This is a genomic window from Bradyrhizobium macuxiense (assembly GCF_007993935.1).
Classification (GTDB): Bacteria; Pseudomonadota; Alphaproteobacteria; order Rhizobiales; family Xanthobacteraceae; genus Bradyrhizobium; species Bradyrhizobium macuxiense_A.
Window position 1 is genome coordinate 394221 of record NZ_VITY01000005.1, and the last position, 17601, is coordinate 411821.

The following is a 17601-nucleotide window of genomic DNA, read 5'->3' on the forward strand; positions in this document are numbered from 1 at the left end:
CCCCGTGAAGGCGACGGGGTGAAGTTCTGGATAAACTGGAGACAGGCCATGGCCGATCAGCAAGCTCCTTCCGGTCCGGATCTGACACAAGGCGTGGACCTCTCCGACTTCCCGGACGCGATGTTGCTCGGCCATGTCGGCGAGGACGACGTGCTGCTGGTGCGCTCGGGGGCGGATATCTTCGCCATCGACGCGCATTGCAGCCATTACCACGGCCCGCTCGCCGACGGCCTGGTGGAAGGCGAGACCGTCCATTGCCCCTGGCATCACGCCTGTTTCGACATTCGCACCGGCGAGGCGACCGCCGCGCCCGCCTTCAACGCGCTCGCCGTCTGGAAGGTCGAGCGCGACGGCGACCGCATCATCGTGCGCGAGAAACGTGCGCAGCCGAAACCGCGCGTCAAGGGCCCGGTCGATGCGCCCGGCAGGATCGTGATCGTCGGTGGCGGCGCGGCAGGCTTTGCTGCCGCCGAGATGCTGCGGCGGCAGGACTATCGCGGCAGCATCGTCATGCTGAGCGGCGAGGCCGCGCCGCCGGTGGACCGGCCGAACTTGTCAAAGGATTTCCTCGCCGGCAGCGCGCCGGAAGACTGGCTGCCGCTGAAGCCGGACAATTTCTACACGGACGCGGCGATCGATCTGAGACTCAAGACCGAGGTCAAGTCGATCGACACCGGCCGCCGCAACGTCGTGCTCGCCGGCGGCGAAATGCTCGCCTACGACCGGCTGCTGCTGGCGACCGGCGCGGAGCCGGTGCGGTTGCCGATCCCCGGCGCGGACCAGCCCCACGTTCACGTGTTGCGCACGCTCGACGATTGCCGGGCGATCATCGCCTCGGCCAGCGGCGCGCGCCGCGCGGTGGTGATCGGGGCAAGCTTCATCGGGCTCGAGGTTGCGGCCTCGTTGCGCGCGCGGGAGATCGAGGTTCACGTGGTCGGGCTGGAAGCGCGGCCGCTGGAGCGCGTGCTCGGGCCTGAGATGGGCGATTTCGTCCGCGCGCTGCACGAGGAGCGTGGCGTCGTCTTCCATCTCGGTGACACCGTGACCGCGATCGAGGGCAAGCGCGCGCGCCTGAAGAGCGGGCCCGTGCTCGATGCCGATCTCGTCGTGCTCGGTGTCGGCGTGAAGCCGCGGCTGGCGCTGGCGGAAGCCGCCGGGCTTACGATCGATCACGGCGTGACAGTGGACGGCTATCTCGAGACCAGCGCTCCCGGCGTCTACGCGGCCGGCGATATCGCGCGCTGGCCCGATCCGCACAGCGGCGAGAACATCCGGGTCGAGCACTGGGTGGTGGCGGAGCGCCAGGGCCAGACCGCAGCGCGGAATATGCTCGGGCAACGCGAGGCCTTCGATGCGGTGCCGTTCTTCTGGAGCCAGCATTACGACGTGCCGATCAACTATGTCGGCCACGCCGAGCAGTGGGACGAGATCGCGGTGGACGGCAGCGTCGCCGGCAGGGATTGCATGCTGCGCTACAAGCGCGGCGGGCGCGTGCTTGCGGTCGCCTCGATCTATCGCGACCTCGAAAGCCTCAAGCTTGAGGCCGCAATGGAGCGGGCGGCCTGACGGCTTTCCCCGCAAGGAGGGGTTTGTGGTCTGACGGCAATGCTCTAATCTGCCGCCATGCTTCAGGAAGCCAAGACCTACGACGAGCTCTATCGCAACTTCCGCTGGGACGTTCCCGCGCGCTTCAACATGGCGACCGCGTGCTGCGATCGTTATGCCGACGGCACCGGCCGGCTTGCGCTGGTCTATGTCGACGAGGAGGGCGGTACCACGCGCACTTCGTTCGACGAGGTCGCGGATGCGTCGCGCCGCTTCGCCGATGTGCTGACTGCCGACGGCCTGGTGCGCGGCGACCGCGTCGCGGTGTTCCTGTCGCAATCGCTGGAATTGCCGGTCGCGCATCTCGCGGCGTTCCGCGCGGCTCTCATCTCGATCCCGCTGTTCGCGCTGTTCGGCGAGGATGCGCTGGAATTCCGCCTGTCGAACTCGGCGGCGAAAGCCGTCGTCACCGATGAGGCCGGCTGGGAGAAGATCGCAAAAATCCGCGACCGGCTGCCCGAGCTGAAGAGCGTCTACATCGTCGGCGGCAAGACGCCGGCGGGCACCAAGCCGTTCTGGAGCGCGATCAGGTCGGCGTCTCCGGAATTTACCACCGTCGACACCTCGGCCGACGATCCCGCGCTGATCATCTACACCTCAGGCACCACGGGCAATCCGAAGGGCGCCCTGCACGCGCATCGCGTCGTGCTCGGCCATCTGCCCAATGTCGAGATGTGCCACAACTTCCTGCCGCGGCCGGGTGACCTGATGTGGACGCCGGCGGACTGGGCCTGGATCGGCGGGCTGATCAACGGCCTGTTCGCGTTCTGGTATCACGGCATTCCGATGGTCGGCCACCGCGCCCGCAAGTTCGAGCCGCAGGCGGCGATGCAGATGATGGCCGAGCTCGGTATCCGCAATGTCTTCCTGCCACCGACCGCGCTGAAGCTGATGCGGCAGGCCGATGTGAAGAATTCGGGGGTGAAGCTGCGCAGCATCTTCACCGGCGGCGAGTCGCTCGGCGGCGAGCTGCTGGGCTGGGTGCGCGAGACTTTCGGCATCGATGCCCATGAGGTGTTCGGGCAGACCGAATGCAATCTCGTGATCGGCAGCAATTCCAATCTGTTTCCGATCCGGCCGGGCTCGATGGGCCGCGCCACGCCGGGCTTCGACGTCCGCATCGTCAACGACAAGGGCGAGGAATTGCCGCGCGGACAGCGCGGCATCATCGGCGTGCGCCAGCCGTGCCCGTGCACCATGATCGAATACTGGCGAAATCCGGAAGCGACGGCGAAGAAATATGCCGGCGAATTCCTGCTGACCGGCGATCTCGGCGTGCAGGATGAGGACGGCTATTTCTGGTACGTCAGCCGCGAGGACGACGTCATCACCACGGCCGGCTATCGCGTCGGCCCGTCCGAGATCGAGCACACGCTGATGAAGCATCCGGCGGTCGCGATGTCGGCCGTGGTCGGCATCCCCGATCCGATCCGCACCGAATTGATCAAGGCCTGGATCGTGCTGCGGCCAGGCTTCGCGCCGAGCGATGCACTGGCGCGCGAGATCCAGGAGTTCGTCAAGGTGCAGCTCGCCGCCCATGAATATCCGCGCTTCGTGCAGTTCGCCGACAGCCTGCCGATGACGGCGACCGGCAAGGTGCTGCGGCGCGAGCTGCGCGCGCTGGGCTAGATTCTCTCCGGCAGGTTCGACACCATACGCCAATGCAGAAGACTGTCTCTCAGGCCCCAGGCCTGCACCGCGCCTCGCTCAAGAAGCTCCACGAACTCGATGCGGCGCTGGAGCTGATGTACTACGGCTGGCGCGGGATGACGCTGTTGGCCGATCAGTATCTTGAGACGGTCGGCCTGTCGCGCCCGCACCATCGCATTCTCTACGTCGTGGCGCGGCGGCCCGACATCTCGATCGGCGCGCTGATCGAGGTGCTCGGTATTTCCAAGCAGGCCTTGAACCGCCCGCTCGGCCTGTTGCTGGAGCGCAAGCTCGTGGCGGCGAAGCGGTCGCCCGAGCAGCATCGTTCCAAATTGCTGCGCCTGACCGCGGCGGGGCAGCGCATCGAACAGCGCGCGTCCGACCACGAGCGCAAGGTTCTTCGCGAGGCATTCGATCGTGTCGGCGCGCCCGGCACTGCTGCGTGGATGGCGGTGATGGGAGCGATCGCCGACGACAACTAGTCGCGCTCTCAAGTCAACATAGTTGACGTGAAGATTTCATCATGCCAATCTTCTGCGCAGTCACGCGGGAGAGGCGATCGCATGGGCGGAGAGATCATGGACCGGGCGGCGGCCGGGCGCTTTGTCGAGGCGTGGTGCGCGAACTGGTGCAAAGTCGATATCGACGCCGTCGTCGCGCATTTTGCCGACAATGCGGAGATGCGCAGCCCCTTGGCGCTGAAACTGACGGATAGCCCTGTGGTCGTGGGGGCCGAGAACATCCGCGCCTATTGGCGCCAGGCTTATGGCGGTATCGAAAGCGCAGATCTCAAGATCCTGAACTGGAGCTGGGACGCGACCATCGCGCGCCTGACGGTGTGGTGGCAATTGGGCGACACGCGCGCCAGCGAGTTCATGGATTTCGACGGTGCCGGCCGCGTGGTGCGCAGCGAAGCATTCTACGGAAAGTAACCCATGCGATTTTCGGATTTCGTCCTGCTGCTCAACGCACTCTGGTTCGGTGCTGCGTTCGTCCAGTTCAGCGTTGCCCAGCGCAACACACTGAAGATCCTGGTCCCGCGCGAGGAGCGTGGCAATCCGATCGCGCCGACCCTGTCGGCCAGCGTCGCGTTTCTCGGCGGCATCAATCTGCCGATCGGGCTGCTGTCGCTGTATTTCCTGCTCGCAAGGCCGCCGTTCTTTCAGGCCGTTGAAGCGCAGCTTGCGCTGTTCCTGTTCTTCGCGGCGTGTCACTTCAGCCAGTTCGCCTACAATCTGCCCGTCCTGATGCGCGGCGGCCGCGTCGGGGTCGCCTACTGGCCGGTGCTGAAGGGGCCGATGCTCAGGATCTTCGTGATCGACGCGACGTTGTTCGTGGCGAATCTGATTGTCGCGCTATTGCTCGTGGCATGACCTACGGGTGCTGGCGTAATCTCTCTCCAATGTCGTCCCGGCGAAGGCCGGGACCCATAACCACAAATGCTTGTGTTGCGCGACGCTGTGGCCCCAGCAAACGCTAACCGCTTAGAGCGGTGGTTATGGGTCCCTGCTTTCGCAGGGACGACGGCGGAGTGTGGGGCGGCTGTAGCGCCGCCCTCACGTCGGCATCGGTATTCCCAATTCCTTCAGCGCCGCCAGCATGCGCGCTGGCGGAGGCATCGGGATCACCATGGCCTTGCCGGTCTCCAGCATGCTCTTCAGGCTGGAGAGGATCGCCGGCCAGCCGGCGCGGCCGCCGGACAGGATGTCGTCGCTGATCGGGCGATCATGAGATTGCAGCAAGGTCAGCTTCACGCCGTCGCCGGCCGGCTCGATCTCCCAGGTGACGAGCGTCGGCCCGAGCTTTTCGACCAGTTGCGGCCAGTTGACGTTGAAGGTGACGGTCAGGCGCCGCAAGGGATCGCACGCGATCACCGCGCCGGAGATGTGCAATGCGCCGTCTGGCGTGCGCACGATGTACGCGCCGCCGAGGCGAAGATCGACCTCGACGGCGTTGCCGGAAAAGTATTTCCGGCTGAGCTCTGCGTCGGTCAGTGCCTGCCACACCTGCTCGGGCGTGGCGGCGATGTAGATCGCGTAGACGATGGCCGGCTTGAATGTCTCGATGTTCATGTCCGCACGTATCCTTCGATAGATCTTCATTGTCATTCGAAGCCTTCGATCCCGAGCGCGGCAGGCGGGATCGCGACCACCTTGCCGGTCTCGAGCAGGCTCTTGAGGCCGGACAGGATCGCAGGCCAGCCCTTGGAAATGCCGTCGAGCAGCTTGCTGCCGACGCCGAAGCCTTCATGGGTCACGGTCAGCTTCACGATCTTGCCGAACGGCTCGAGCGCGAACACGACCTTGGTTGCCGGCTCCTTGCGCAGTTCGGGATCGGCCTCGTGCTTGAAGGTGTAGGCGAGGCGCCGCGGCCGGTCGGCCTCGAGGATTTCGCCGGTGTCGGTGGTCTTGCCGCTCATCACCAGCGCGAGCGGCGAGCCGACCTTCCAGTCCGATTGCAGCTCGGTGTCGAACCAATATTGCCGCGTGAATGCACTTGATGTCAGTGCATCCCACAGTTGCTCCGGCGTGGTCTCGATATAGGTGACGTAGACGAATTCGGGCTTAGGCATGGTAGGGCTCCCTGGCGCCGCTTGTGAGCAGTTCGATCGGCAGTTCGCGCCCGGTCTCCAGGAAGCTCTTCAGGCTCGCGATGACCATCGGCCACCCGCCGGAGATGTCGCGCAGCGTCTTCGGGCCCAAATTGTCATGCGTCATGGTCAGCTTGACGATCCCGCCGTGCGGCTCGATGTCGAAGGTCACGCGCGAGACCTGCTCGCGCTCGACGCCTTCCTTCACGACGTCCCAGCTGTAAGCGAGCCTCTTGGGCGGATCGGCGATCAGCACCTCGCCCTGCACGGCGCGGCGACCGTCCTTGCTGAGATGGTGGGGCGAGCCGACCTTCCAGTCGGACGTGGCGCGATAGCCGAACCAGAAGCGTTCGGTGAACTCGCTTGATGTCAGCGCGCGCCACAGCTTCTCGGCCGTGGTCTCGATATAGGTGACGTAGACGTAGTCGGGTTTACTCATCACGCTTCTCCAATTGTCGTTTTAATTCGCTGAGCGCGGCGAGTTTCCCGCGCTCGAACTTCTTGATCCACCGTTCACCGATCTGATGGATCGGAACCGGGTTGAGGTAATGCAGCTTCTCGCGGCCATGCTTGATCGTGGTGACGAGGTTGGCCTCCTCGAGAATCACAAGGTGCTTGGTGACGGCCTGACGCGTCATGTCGAGGCCGTCGCAGAGCTCGCCGAGCGTCTGCCCGTTCTGATCGTGAAGCCGGTCAAGCAGCGTCCGCCGTGAGGCATCCGCGAGGGCTTTGAAGACTTCATCCATGGGTTGGATAATAGGCAACCAAATGGTTGCATGTCAAGAGCGTGTGTTTAGGCGCCGGTATCGCCGTGCTAGCGTTCCGCACAGCCAACGCAGATTGGCAGGGAACTCGGGGTGATGCGCATGGGTGGTCGCGTTACGGCAGTTTGCTGCACGTTTCTTGTTGTCCTGCTCGCGAATGCTGCGAGCGCCCAGCAGAAGGTCGGCGACCCGCCCGAAGCCTCCAACATGAGGCTGATTGGAACCAACGATCTGCAGGCGCGCAGCGCCTATCAGCCCACGATCCATCACCAGGGCGATCGCTGGATTGCCTATATCGGCCACCACGGCGGCACCGACGACATTCCCGATCCCGTCAATCCGATGACCGGCAAGCCTGAACCAAACGGCACCTCGATCGTCGACGTCACCGATCCCGCGCATCCCAGATATCTGCGGCACATTCCAGGCCAGGAAGGCAAATACGAATCCGGCGGCGCGCAGATGGTGCGGATCTGCGACGGCAAGGATCTGCCGAAGGGCGATCGCAACGCGGTCTACATGCTGCGCACTTTCGGCAGCGAGGCGCATGAGATCTGGAACGTCGCCGATCCTGCCAATCCCGTGCTCATCACCCGGATCGCCGGGCTGAAGGACACGCACAAGAATTTCTGGGAATGCAGCACCGGCATCGCCTACCTGGTGTCGGGCGCGCCGGACTGGCGCACGCGGCGGATGACGCAGATCTACGATCTCTCCGATCCCGCGCATCCCCTGAAGATCAGGGACTTCGGCCTGCCGGGGCAGCAGCCGGGCGCGACCGGCGCGGTGCCGACCGAACTGCACGGGCCGATCTCGACCGGACCAAAGGGCAACCGCGTCTATTTCGGCTACGGCACCAACAAGGGCGGCTTCCTGCAGATCGTCGATCGCGACAAGCTGTTGAGCGGACCGAAAGAACCGACGCCGGACAATCTGACATTCCCGGAAATCGCGCGGATGCCGCTGTCGGCGATGAACGGCGCCCACACGGTGTTTCCGATGCCCGACATGCCGATCGCGGAATTCGCCCGCGACAAGGACGGCAAGACGCGCGACATCGTGATGATCGTCGACGAGGCGATCCAGAATGAATGCGGTGAGGCGCGGCAGATGGTGTGGTTCGCCGACGTGACGACAGAAGCGCGGCCGATGGTGATCTCGAGCTACACCGTGCCCGAAGCCTCCGGCGGGTTCTGCGAACGCGGCGGCCGGTTCGGTTCGCATTCGTCGAACGAGAGCATGGCGCCGGTCTATTACAAGAAGCTGGCCTTCATCGCCTTCTTCAACGCCGGTGTCCGTGCGCTCGATATCCGCGATCCCTATCACCCCAGGGAGATCGGGTACTTCATCCCTTCCATTACGGCGGCGACCGACAAGCGCTGTGTCACCATCGACGGCAAGGAGCGCTGCAAGGTCGCGATTCAGACCAACAACGTCGAGACCGACGAACGTGGCTACATCTACGCGGTCGACCGCGCCAACACCGGCCTGCACATTCTCGAGCTGACCGGCGCGGCGCGGGCCGTCGCGGGCCTGCCGTGAGAATTTCATGATGCGCGCGTGGCCGGTCATCGCGGCGATGTTTCTGGCGCTCGGCGGCCTCTCGGCCGTGGCCGGCTACGAGATGGCGCTGCCGCGAGCCGCTGCATGGCGCGAAATCGCCTGGCCGTTCCCGCGCGACGGCTGGCCCGCCGGCCGCGCCTTCCGTTGTGGTGCGGCCGAGTGCGGCACCGAGGTCGAAGCCTATCTCAGACCAAAGCTCGGCTTCTGCAATTGCGACAGCGGCGTCGCCGATGACGACGAGGTCGACCGCGTTGCCGATGTCGACATGATCGGCCCGCGCTTTGTGCCGCTGGGGGCAGGCGACGTTGTTGATGTCGCCGACATGCCAGGACGGATCAGGGTCTATCGTCTCGACGGAAGCCGCACCGCGATCGGCATCGCGGTCTCGCATCGCTGCGATCTCATGGCAGTCGCGGCGCAGGGCAGGGGCGATGCCGCGCGCGTGCAACGGGTGACGCTGAGATTCCTGGCGTCGCAAGAGGTCAGGACATGGATGGCGGCTGCGATGGAGGGCCGTTGAGGAGCGCCTCTTCCGCATGTGAAAAATGGTGTCGTCACCCGCGAAAGCGGGTGACCCAGTATTCCAGAGACGCTGATGATCAGCCGATAGGCCGCGGCGTACTGGATACCCCGCTTTCGCGGGGTATGACCGACATGAGCAGGAACTGCTTCCTCTTCGCCCGCCGGATGTGCATAATTCATCTTCACCATCAGTGAGCCCCCCATGTCCCTGCAAGCCTATTTTGCCTTTGTCGCCGCCTGCATCGCGCTGGCGCTGCTGCCCGGTCCGATCGTCACGATGGTGATCGCCAACGGCCTGCGCTACGGCACACGCGCCGCGCTGACCAATGTGCTGGGCGCGCAGGTCGGGCTGGCGATCGTGATCGGCATCGTCGCGGTCGGCCTGACCTCGCTGATGGCCACCATGGGCTATTGGTTCAACTGGGTGCGCTTTGCCGGCGCGGCCTATCTGGTATGGCTCGGCATCAAGCTGATCCGCTCGCCGGTCGAGGGCGTCGGTACCGACGACAAGCCGCCGCCGCCGCGCGGCGGATTTTTCCTGCAGGGCTTTCTGGTGCTGCTCTCGAACCCGAAGGTGCTGGTGTTCTTCGGCGCCTTCATTCCGCAGTTCATGGACATGGACAAGCCGCATTTGCCGCAGGTGGCGCTGCTCGGCGTCACCTTCATGGCGACCGCGGTGCTGACCGATGCCGCCTATGCGCTGGCAGCCGGCCGCGCCCGCAAGTTCTTCTCCAAGGAGCGGACGCGGCTGATGTCGCGCATCTCAGGCGGCTTCATGATCGGCGGCGGCATCTGGCTGGCGTTGACCCGGGCGCGGTGAGCCCGGCGCCGAAACGGTCGCCGGCTCTACACCGCGATCCGCTCGACCACGTCGCGCACCAGGCCTGTCAGCAGCTCGAGCTTGTAGCCGGTCATCGGCAGCGGCTTTGCTCCCGATGCCGCCAGCTCGGCGGCTTGCGCGATGGTCGCCGCGTCGGCCGGCTTCCCCTGCAGCGCCGTTTCACTTGCCACAAGACGCAGCGGCACCGGGGCGATGCCGCCCGCCGTGATGTGGACCTGCTGAAACGTGCCGCCTGATATCACGGCCCGCACGCAAATCTCGACCAGCGGCCATTCCGCATAGGAGCGGCTGATGGCGCGCTTGTAGAGTGCGCGCTCGTCGACCAGCGGAGCAGGGAGCTCGATCCGCTCGATTCGCTCGCCCGGTGCGAGGAGATTGTCGGCCGCGCCGTTGCTGCCGTCGCCGAGCAGATCGGCGATAGACAGTCCGCTGCGCCGGTCCGTGGTGACCTTTGCGTCATAGGCGAGCAGCGCCATCGCCATCGTCGACGGATGCGGCGCGACGCACGGGCCGAGATCGAACGCGACGTGATAGAGATGGTTGCCGGTCCGCGCCGGGCAGTCGGAGCCGCCCTTCTTGAGGCAGGCGATCTGCGGATTGCGGAAATACCAGCAGCGCGAGCGCTGCGCGAGATTGCCGCCGAGCGTTGCCATATGCCGGATCTGCGGCGTGGCGAGGCCCTGTGCGGCAGCCGTGATGCCTGGATAGGCCTGCGCGAGCCGCACGTCGGATGCGATCGCCGCGATCGCAGTCAGGGCGCCGATCCGCGCCGCGCCGTCCGCGCCCCACGCAATTCCGATCGTATCGGGACTGGCGGTGAGATCGATGACCTCTCCGCACGACAGGCCGCTGCGGCGGCGCTCCGACAGATCGGTGCCGGCGGCACGGAATTCGGGTCCGGACATTGCCAGTGCAGTTGCGGCGCTCATGCGGCGTCCCTCCCTTTCAGCGCGGCGACGATGCGGTCGGGCCGGATCGGAATTTCGGTGAGGCGGACGCCGATCGCATTGTGGATCGCGTTGGCGACCGCGGCCGAGGTCGGCACCGTCGATGCCTCGCCGATGCCGACGCTGTTGCCGAGCACATGATCGAAGCCGGCCTCGTCGAAGTGCACATCGATCTCCGGCGTGTCGGCGATCCCGGGGATGCGATAGTCCTCCATTCCCGCGGTCAGGACGTCGCCGGTCTTCGGATCAAGCTCGCGCGCCTCATAGAGCGCGTAGCCGAGGCCCTGGATCACAGCGCCGCAGGCCTGGCTGTGGGCCAGTGCAGGCGAAGCGATCCTGCCGACCGCGATGCCGGTATGGACGTTGAGCACACGGACATGGCCGAGCCAGGTGTCGACCTCGACCTCGATGACCTGCACCGAGCTCGGCACGCCGGCCCCAACCGCGATGTTCGAGAAGCGGCGCATCATCCAGCCGAACACCATGCCCATCAGGCCGACTTCGCGCAGCGGCGAGCGGATGCCGGGCGCGGTGTTCTTGCCGTCCTCGCCGCGCGTCTCCACGACCGCGATGTCGGGCGAACGCGCGATCAGCTCGCGCCACGGCGCGTTCGAGCCGGGCGCAGGCTTTCGTGTCGCCTGTTCGAGGATTTGAGCCTTCAGTTTCCGCACCGCCTGCAAGGTCGGCGGCATCACCGAGGCGGTAACGCGGCTGCCGCCGGAGCCGGGCCCTTCGGGCAGCGATGAATCACCGATCCGCACATCGATATCAGAGGGTTCGAGATCGAACTCGCGCGCGATCGTGTCGGCCAGCACGCTGCGGGTGCCGGTGCCGATGTCCTGCGTCGCGGTGCTGGCGACGATACGGCCGCCCTTGACTGCGACCTCGACCTTGACGTTGGGCTGCCAGAGATAGAGCCAGTAGCCCGTCGCGACGCCGATGCCGCGGCGATAGCGTCCGGTCTGTTGTGGCTTGCGATTGCGCCAGATGTCGAGCCCGGAGGCCCAGTCGTAGAGCCGCTGGCGGTTGGGATCGGGATCCCAACGCTTGCGCAGGGCGATCGGATCGACCTTGAGCCGCAGCGCGGCCTCGTCGATCGATTGCTCGACCGCGAATGCCATCGGCGGACCGCCGGGGCCGCGGAAGGCGGCGCCGGGCGGCAGATTGCTGATGACGTCGAAATCCGACAGGTCCTTGGCCTCGGCCGGATAGATCAGCCGCGCCAGGCCCGCAATCGTCGAGTTGGTCGCAGCCCCCGTATCGGCATGCGCGGTGACGGAGAGCGCTTTCAAGCCGCCCTGCTCGGAGGGCAGCAGCGCGACCTTTAGTTCCGCGGCCGGCCGATAGCCGGCAACCGAGAGCTCTTCCTGCCGATCATAGGCGACGCGCACCGGTGTTTTCGCCTCGCGCGCGAGCTCGATGGCGGCAATCGTCTCCGTGCCCAGGCTCGCCTTCGATCCGAAGCCGCCGCCGACGTGATCGGCGATCACGCGGACCTTGTCGTGATCGAGCTTGTAGCGCTTTGCAATCTGCTCCTTTAGGTGAAACACCTGTTGGGTCGATGCGTGCAGCGTCAACCGGTCGCCGTCGAAGCGGGCCACCGCGGCGTGCGGCTCGAGACAGGCATGCTGCTGCGTGGCGGTGCGGAAGGTGGCTTCGACCAGCAGACGGTTGTTGGCCTGCCGCGCCTCGTCGACCCAGCTGCGCGCCTTCTTGGCGCGGGTCGAGAACACCGCGGTCGGACCGCGGATGTTCTGTTTCCACGGCGCCGGCCCGCCGGCCGCTTCCGAGACGTTGCCGGCCCGCTTGCGGCTCGCTTTGTCGAACACCACAGGCGCGCCGTCCTTGCGTCCGGCGTCGAGCCCGACGACCGCGGGCAGCTTTTCGTAGGTCAGCTTGATCGCGGCGAGCGCGGCCAGCGCGGACTTGCGGTCGCGTGCGGCGACCGCCGCAATCGGCTCGCCGACAAAGCGCACGATGCGGTCGTCGCCGAGCAGCGGCACCGCGGTGACGCCTGCGAGCGCGCGTGCCGGCGCCAGATCGAGCGCGGTGATGCGGGCATGCGCCTCGCGCGAGCGCAGGATCAGGCCGTCGAGCTGGCCGTCATGGTTGATGTCGACGGTGTATTTCGCCGCGCCCGTCACCTTGTCGCGCGCTTCGATGCGGGGCGCTGCGACATTGTCGCCGTCGAAGCGGCCGGCGCAGGCATCCGCGACCGCGCGGAAAATCCCGTCATAGGCGCCGCAGCGGCAGAGATGGCCCGACAGCGCCGCGCCGATCTCCTCGCGCGACGGCACCGCCGTTCCCCTGGTCGCGCGCCATTGGTCGCAGAACGCGGTCGCCTCAACGATGAAGCCCGGCGTGCAGAAGCCGCATTGCAGGGCGTCATGCGCCATGAACGCCTTCTGCACCGGATGCAGTCCTGCGGCGCCGATGCCCTCCACCGTCGTCACCGCCTTGCCGGCCGCGGCCTGCGCCGGCATCAGGCAGCTTGCGACCGGCGCGCCGTCGACCAGCACCGTGCAGGCACCGCAGACGCCGGCGCCGCAGACGAGCTTGGTGCCGGTGAGCTTGAGCTGGTCGCGCACGATGTCGATCAAGAGCGCATCGGGATCATCGGGCAGGGATTCGACGCGGCCGTTGACGGTCGTCGTGGTCATGACAGTCCTCCAATTGTCCTGCGTGTCGGCTTCTTTGGGGGCGCCGCCTTCTTGATGGGCGGCTTCTCGGATTTCGGTACGGCGCCGGCGCAGAGCGTCCGCACCATGATCGCCATGTCCTTCAGGAATGCGTCCGCCGGCTGCATCGCCGGGTACTGCGACTTCGCTGCGTAGATCGACATTTCGACCAGGCGCCCGAATTCGGCCGGCGACAGGTCCTGCGGCAGCGCAAGCTGCTGCCGGCGTGCGGTCCGCGCGATGGTCGCGACCATGCGCTCCGCATAACGTGCGGCGTAGGTCTGGTAGAGGTCGCGGGCGTGCACGAGGTGCTCGGAATACAGTTCCTCGAGATGCGGCGAGCCGTCCAGCGATCCGATCATGGTCGACATCCGCGCGGTCATGCCCGCGGCAAGGATGTCGCCGAGATTGCCGCCTGCCGTCTCGGCTTCGGCCACCGCTGCTTCCTCGGCTGCGATCGCGGATTCATGGATGCGCTCGATCACCGCGCGGAACAGCGCTTCCTTGGATTCGAAATGGTGATAGAGCGCCTGCCGCGTCAGGCCGGCCGCCTCGGCGACCTGCTCGATCGAGGAACGGCGAAAGCCGTGCCGGCGGAACACCAGCATGGTGGCATCGAGGATGCGGGTTTTCGGTCCCATTTGACGATTTTGACAAATATGGAAAAACTGTCAAATCGCGATTTGGTGAGGCGGCCTGCCGGGCCGCCTTGCGCCTGTGTGAGACGCGTCACGGAAGGTCGCGTCCCGGCTGCGTAAAGCTTCGTCATGCAAGGGCGAGCCTGCTCGCCTTGGAGCTTTCGAGGATACGCACATGACTCAGGTCTATTTCCATTGCTCGAATACGCGCGGCGTATTGATGGATCGCCGCGGCACCTCGGTGACCAGCCTCACCGAGGCCTGTGAGGCGGCGACCAGCATGATGCGCTCGCTGGTCGCGACGGTCAGTCTGGAAGATTGGCGCGATTGGGCCGTGCATGTCAGCGACGAGGACGGCGAGGAGATCGTCATTCTGCCCTTCGCATTCGTTCTCGGCAAAGCGCACTGAGAGGCAGCCATGCCGTCACCGCTGGCTCTTTGCCGCAGCCTGAATGCGATCGCGATCGGCTGGCAGAATCTGATCGCGCGAATTCGCGATCCCTACCGCCCCGAGCTCCACTACATGCGCGGGCCGGGCCCCAAATGGCGCGCCAAGCACGCCGTTCAAGCCGCGGCAGCCGGCTGAACGCAGACCCGATCCTGGCTAGGCCGCCCGGGACTCGCGCATCGCAGCCGGCAGGGATTCCCAGGTACGAACCAGATCGCCGATCGAGCTCGCCTGCATCTTGCGCATCACGTTGGCGCGGTGGAGCTTTACGGTCACTTCGCTGATGCCGAGATCGAAGGCGATCTGCTTGTTCACACGGCCGCGCGCAACCTCGTACAGGACCTGGCGTTCGCGCGGAGAAAGCGATTCCAGCCGTCGGACATTGCGTTCGACGATTCGGGCATCGGCGCGTTGCGCGAGATCCTTCCTGATCCCGGCGGTTACCGCATCCAGCAGGGTTTGATCGCGCACCGGCTTGGTCAAAAAGTCGATGGCGCCGGCCTTCATGGCCTGTACCGTCATCGGGATGTCGCCGTGGCCGGTCAGGAACACGATCGGCTTGCGCTTGCCGCTTGCTGCGAGATGATGCTGGAGATCGAGACCGCTCGATCCCGGCATCCGAACGTCGAGGATCAGGCACCCGGGCCTCTCCCATACGCTTGCCGCGAACAGGTCTTGCGCCGAGGCGAAGCAGGCGCATTCCATACCGGCCGACAACATCAGTTCCTGCACGGCTTCGCGAACCGCCGGATCGTCGTCCACGATGATGACAAGAGGCTGCTCGGCCTCATCCTTTGGCCGCATCCGACCCAAAGCGGGCTTCTGCGACGTCTCGAGTTCATGTGTCATATTTTTCTCCTCATCGAACTCGCGCTACGCGGCAGCCGTCGTCAACGGCGGTGACGGCGGACTTTCGAAGCACGATCGTCACACCGCCACGGCCTCGTCGGCTGCCACCGGCAGCGTGAACGTGAACGTTGTCTCGCCGGCCGGGCTGGTCTCGGTCCACAGCCGGCCGCCATGCGTTTCGACAATGGAGCGGCAGATCGCGAGCCCCATTCCCATACCGTCCGTCTTCGTCGAGACGAACGGCTCGAATATCCGGTCCGGCGATTCGACGCCGGGGCCGCGATCGCTGATCTCGATCCGCACGCCGCCGCCGGACCTGCGCGCGCGGATGCCAAGCGACTTGGCGTCTCCGACGCCCTCCATGGCCTCGATCGCGTTGCGTATGAGATTGATGAAAACCTGCTGGATCTGAATCCGGTCGCAGACCACGGCGGGCAGGTCGGACTCGATCTGCATCACGACGCTGACGCGGCTCTGCCGTGCGGCGTCGATCATCAGATCACGCGCTTCCGCGATGATTTCGCCGAGCGTCGCGCGTCTCTTCTCTTGCGTCGATTGTTTGAACAGCGCGCGAATGCGGCTGACCACGTCCGCGGCTGCATTGGCGTCGCGAATGATGCGCGCAACGATCACCTGCGCGCGCTCGATATTCGGCGCGTCGGCGGCCAGCCACCGTTGGCAGGCGTGCGAATTGGCGACGATGGCGGCGAGTGGCTGATTGACTTCGTGGGCGATCGAAGCCGAGAGCTCCGCCAGGCTGGCCGCCTGGCTTGCGCGTCCCAGGGTGTCCCGAGTTCGCCGCAACTCATCCTGCGCCTGGACTTGATCTTCGATATCAAGACAGATCCCGTACCATTGCACCACGATGCCTTCGGCATTGCGCATCGGCGCAGCGCGTGCCTCCACCCAGCGATGCACGCCGTCCGAACGGCGAAGCCGATGCTTCAACGAGAACGGCTCGCGTGTCGCGATCGCGCCGCGAACTGCGCCGGTGACGACGACCGCGTCATCCGGATGCACGATGGCCTCGACCGTCGCGGCAAGCCGTCCTGTGTCGAGATGAGCCAATTGGTCGATCGAAAGCCCCGTGAATTGCACCATTCGCTTGTTGAAGTAGGTGGGTTCGCCGTCCGGAGCCAGGCTCCAGATCAGGCCGGGTACGGAATCGACCAGCCGGGACAGTTGCTGTTCGCGTTCGAGCAGGGCGGCTTCGGCCGTCTTCTCGTCGTCGACATCGATGGTGGTGCCGTACCAAGCGGCGATGCGCCCGTCTTGATCGCGTGCGGGCGATGCGAAATTGCGGAACCAGCGATAGGCGCCGTCCGCCATTGGAATGCGATGCTCCAGAACATAGTGATCGCCGGTTGCGAGGCTGTGCTGCCACGCCGCCATGAGCCGATCATAGTCATCGGGATGAACGACGTTCCTCACGCCGAACCTGTCGCGCCCAAGCGGCGACAGGTCTTGCTTGGAGAGCCCCGTGAGGGTCCTGATCCGGCGGCTCATATAGAGAAACCTGCCGCTGGCATCGGTCGACCATGCGAGCGCCGGCATGCTTTCGATGATGCGCAGTGCCTGTTCGGCCTTGCCTGCGCGCATCGTCGCTCGCCGACGTCCGGACCAGATGCAGCAGATGCCGATCACAAGGCAGCTGCACGCGGCGGCGGCAGCCGAAGGGTCGTTCAGCCCATGCATCAACCCAGCCAGTACCAGTCCGATACCGCAGCCCGACAGGGCGAAGCCGAAGCCCTCGGCGAAACGCGCCGCGCCTGTCATGTCCCGCCCGCCCGTTTCAACTTGCGCCGCCGTCGCTTCGAGGGCTTGCCGGGACGATCCGACCGATCGGATCTTCGGGGGCGATCCTTGACGCGATCGCTGATCCAGTCCTGGACTTCCGCGAAGAACGCGGCGGGCGCGGCATGTCCGAAGCGCTGCGCTACGTCGCCGAGGGTCTGTTCGGCCAAGGCGTCGCGCATGGCTTTCTCGGCGCGAAGCATCACCGCGTGAACGGCGCAGGTTCCCTTCGTGGCCCATGTTGGCGGTGTCGCGCCGAACAACGGACATCGCCAGCGCACATCCTGGCAATCGAACAGCGGCTTATCGCCCTCGATGGCATCCACGATGTCCAGAAAGCTGATCTGCGCCGGCGACCTCGCAAGCACATATCCGCCTCCGGCGCCTTCGGACGCCTCCACGATGCCGGCCCTCTCGAGCTTCGGAAATATCTTGGCAACGAAGCTCGGCGAAATGCCCTGCAACTCGGCGAGGTCACGGCTGCTCAACGGCGTGTCACCGGAGCCGACCAGCCACAGCAGGCAATGGATGCCGTATTCGACGCTCACGGTGACGTGTGCCATAACGCGGACTATAGCAGTCTGAGTTCTGGTATGCAATACGCGGATAGTATTTGTCCGAGTTATGCGGATCGACGACACGGTGATGACAGCGATGCGTAGATGCCGCCCTAAGCTGCTGAAGTGACGACGCATTCCGGCATGTGCGTTGG

Annotated in this window: 20 protein-coding genes; 10 read left to right on the forward strand and 10 right to left on the reverse strand. The window is 65.5% G+C overall.

Annotated features, from left to right (window positions below; genetic code table 11):
* Positions 1–48: 48 nt before the first annotated feature.
* From FBZ93_RS16285 to FBZ93_RS16305, 5 genes are all read left to right on the forward strand, one after another.
* Positions 49–1566, forward strand: coding sequence for an FAD-dependent oxidoreductase (locus FBZ93_RS16285; RefSeq protein WP_146986913.1), 1518 nt, complete (start codon positions 49–51; stop codon positions 1564–1566).
* A gap of 57 nt (positions 1567–1623) precedes the next feature.
* Entirely contained in the window at positions 1624–3234 is a 1611-nt protein-coding gene (locus FBZ93_RS16290) for an acyl-CoA synthetase (RefSeq protein ID WP_146986914.1), read from the forward strand.
* A gap of 32 nt (positions 3235–3266) precedes the next feature.
* Positions 3267–3737, forward strand: a complete 471-nt coding sequence (locus FBZ93_RS16295; protein WP_146986915.1) for a MarR family winged helix-turn-helix transcriptional regulator — start codon at positions 3267–3269, stop codon at positions 3735–3737.
* Positions 3738–3818: 81 nt separating this feature from the next.
* A complete protein-coding gene (locus FBZ93_RS16300; protein WP_146986916.1) occupies positions 3819–4187 on the forward strand; it encodes a nuclear transport factor 2 family protein in 369 nt (122 codons plus the stop codon).
* 3 nt (positions 4188–4190) lie between these two features.
* Positions 4191–4628 (forward strand): hypothetical protein, encoded by a 438-nt coding sequence (locus FBZ93_RS16305; protein WP_146986917.1) that lies wholly within the window; start codon positions 4191–4193, stop codon positions 4626–4628.
* A 183-nt stretch (positions 4629–4811) separates the two neighbouring features.
* On the opposite strand, the gene FBZ93_RS16310 is transcribed toward FBZ93_RS16305, so the two are convergent.
* The 4 genes from FBZ93_RS16310 to FBZ93_RS16325 are packed head-to-tail and all read right to left on the reverse strand — an operon-like array spanning position 4812 to position 6591.
* Positions 4812–5327 carry an SRPBCC family protein gene (locus FBZ93_RS16310; RefSeq protein ID WP_146986918.1) on the reverse strand — a complete coding sequence of 172 codons (516 nt, stop codon included), beginning with the start codon at positions 5325–5327 and terminating at the stop codon, positions 4812–4814.
* Positions 5328–5359: 32 nt separating this feature from the next.
* Positions 5360–5827, reverse strand: coding sequence for an SRPBCC family protein (locus FBZ93_RS16315; RefSeq protein ID WP_146986919.1), 468 nt, complete (start codon positions 5825–5827; stop codon positions 5360–5362).
* A complete protein-coding gene (locus FBZ93_RS16320) occupies positions 5820–6284 on the reverse strand; it encodes an SRPBCC family protein (protein WP_146986920.1) in 465 nt (154 codons plus the stop codon). Before FBZ93_RS16320 ends, FBZ93_RS16315 begins: the two co-directional genes overlap by 8 nt.
* Positions 6277–6591: an ArsR/SmtB family transcription factor gene (locus FBZ93_RS16325; protein ID WP_097671540.1), complete on the reverse strand. Its 315-nt coding sequence runs from the start codon at positions 6589–6591 to the stop codon at positions 6277–6279. The genes FBZ93_RS16320 and FBZ93_RS16325 overlap by 8 nt, the downstream gene beginning before the upstream one ends.
* Positions 6592–6711: 120 nt before the next feature.
* Here FBZ93_RS16325 and FBZ93_RS16330 point away from each other — a divergent pair, with 120 nt between their 5' ends.
* The 3 genes from FBZ93_RS16330 (at position 6712) to FBZ93_RS16345 (ending at position 9514) form a co-directional block, all read left to right on the forward strand.
* Positions 6712–8151, forward strand: coding sequence for an LVIVD repeat-containing protein (locus tag FBZ93_RS16330; RefSeq protein WP_146986921.1), 1440 nt, complete (start codon positions 6712–6714; stop codon positions 8149–8151).
* A gap of 7 nt (positions 8152–8158) precedes the next feature.
* Positions 8159–8692 carry a hypothetical protein gene (locus tag FBZ93_RS16335; RefSeq protein ID WP_146986922.1) on the forward strand — a complete coding sequence of 178 codons (534 nt, stop codon included), beginning with the start codon at positions 8159–8161 and terminating at the stop codon, positions 8690–8692.
* Between the two features lie 204 nt (positions 8693–8896).
* The gene (locus FBZ93_RS16345) at positions 8897–9514 is read left to right on the forward strand and encodes a LysE family translocator (protein WP_050426284.1); all 618 of its coding nucleotides are present in this window, start codon (positions 8897–8899) and stop codon (positions 9512–9514) included.
* A gap of 26 nt (positions 9515–9540) precedes the next feature.
* On the opposite strand, the gene FBZ93_RS16350 is transcribed toward FBZ93_RS16345, so the two are convergent.
* The 3 genes from FBZ93_RS16350 to FBZ93_RS16360 are packed head-to-tail and all read right to left on the reverse strand — an operon-like array spanning position 9541 to position 13801.
* The gene (locus FBZ93_RS16350) at positions 9541–10464 is read right to left on the reverse strand and encodes an FAD binding domain-containing protein (protein ID WP_146986923.1); all 924 of its coding nucleotides are present in this window, start codon (positions 10462–10464) and stop codon (positions 9541–9543) included.
* Positions 10461–13142, reverse strand: coding sequence for a molybdopterin-dependent oxidoreductase (locus FBZ93_RS16355; RefSeq protein ID WP_146986924.1), 2682 nt, complete (start codon positions 13140–13142; stop codon positions 10461–10463). Before FBZ93_RS16355 ends, FBZ93_RS16350 begins: the two co-directional genes overlap by 4 nt.
* Positions 13139–13801: a TetR/AcrR family transcriptional regulator gene (locus FBZ93_RS16360; protein WP_146986925.1), complete on the reverse strand. Its 663-nt coding sequence runs from the start codon at positions 13799–13801 to the stop codon at positions 13139–13141. The genes FBZ93_RS16355 and FBZ93_RS16360 overlap by 4 nt, the downstream gene beginning before the upstream one ends.
* Positions 13802–13973: 172 nt before the next feature.
* On the opposite strand from FBZ93_RS16360, the gene FBZ93_RS16365 reads away from it, so the two are divergent.
* Together FBZ93_RS16365 and FBZ93_RS40625 are read left to right on the forward strand one after the other, a co-directional pair.
* A complete protein-coding gene (locus FBZ93_RS16365) occupies positions 13974–14207 on the forward strand; it encodes a DUF6894 family protein (RefSeq protein ID WP_050426421.1) in 234 nt (77 codons plus the stop codon).
* Positions 14208–14216: 9 nt separating this feature from the next.
* Positions 14217–14384, forward strand: coding sequence for a hypothetical protein (locus FBZ93_RS40625; RefSeq protein ID WP_167529061.1), 168 nt, complete (start codon positions 14217–14219; stop codon positions 14382–14384).
* A gap of 18 nt (positions 14385–14402) precedes the next feature.
* Here the strand turns inward: FBZ93_RS40625 and FBZ93_RS16370 are convergent, their stop codons facing one another.
* From FBZ93_RS16370 to FBZ93_RS16380, 3 genes are all read right to left on the reverse strand, one after another.
* Positions 14403–15095, reverse strand: coding sequence for a response regulator transcription factor (locus FBZ93_RS16370; protein ID WP_146986926.1), 693 nt, complete (start codon positions 15093–15095; stop codon positions 14403–14405).
* 78 nt (positions 15096–15173) lie between these two features.
* On the reverse strand, positions 15174–16871 hold the full coding sequence (locus FBZ93_RS16375) for a PAS domain-containing sensor histidine kinase (protein ID WP_146986927.1): 1698 nt from the start codon (positions 16869–16871) through the stop codon (positions 15174–15176).
* The gene (locus tag FBZ93_RS16380) at positions 16868–17584 is read right to left on the reverse strand and encodes an RrF2 family transcriptional regulator (protein WP_246667508.1); all 717 of its coding nucleotides are present in this window, start codon (positions 17582–17584) and stop codon (positions 16868–16870) included. Before FBZ93_RS16380 ends, FBZ93_RS16375 begins: the two co-directional genes overlap by 4 nt.
* Between the last annotated feature and the right edge of the window lie 17 nt (positions 17585–17601).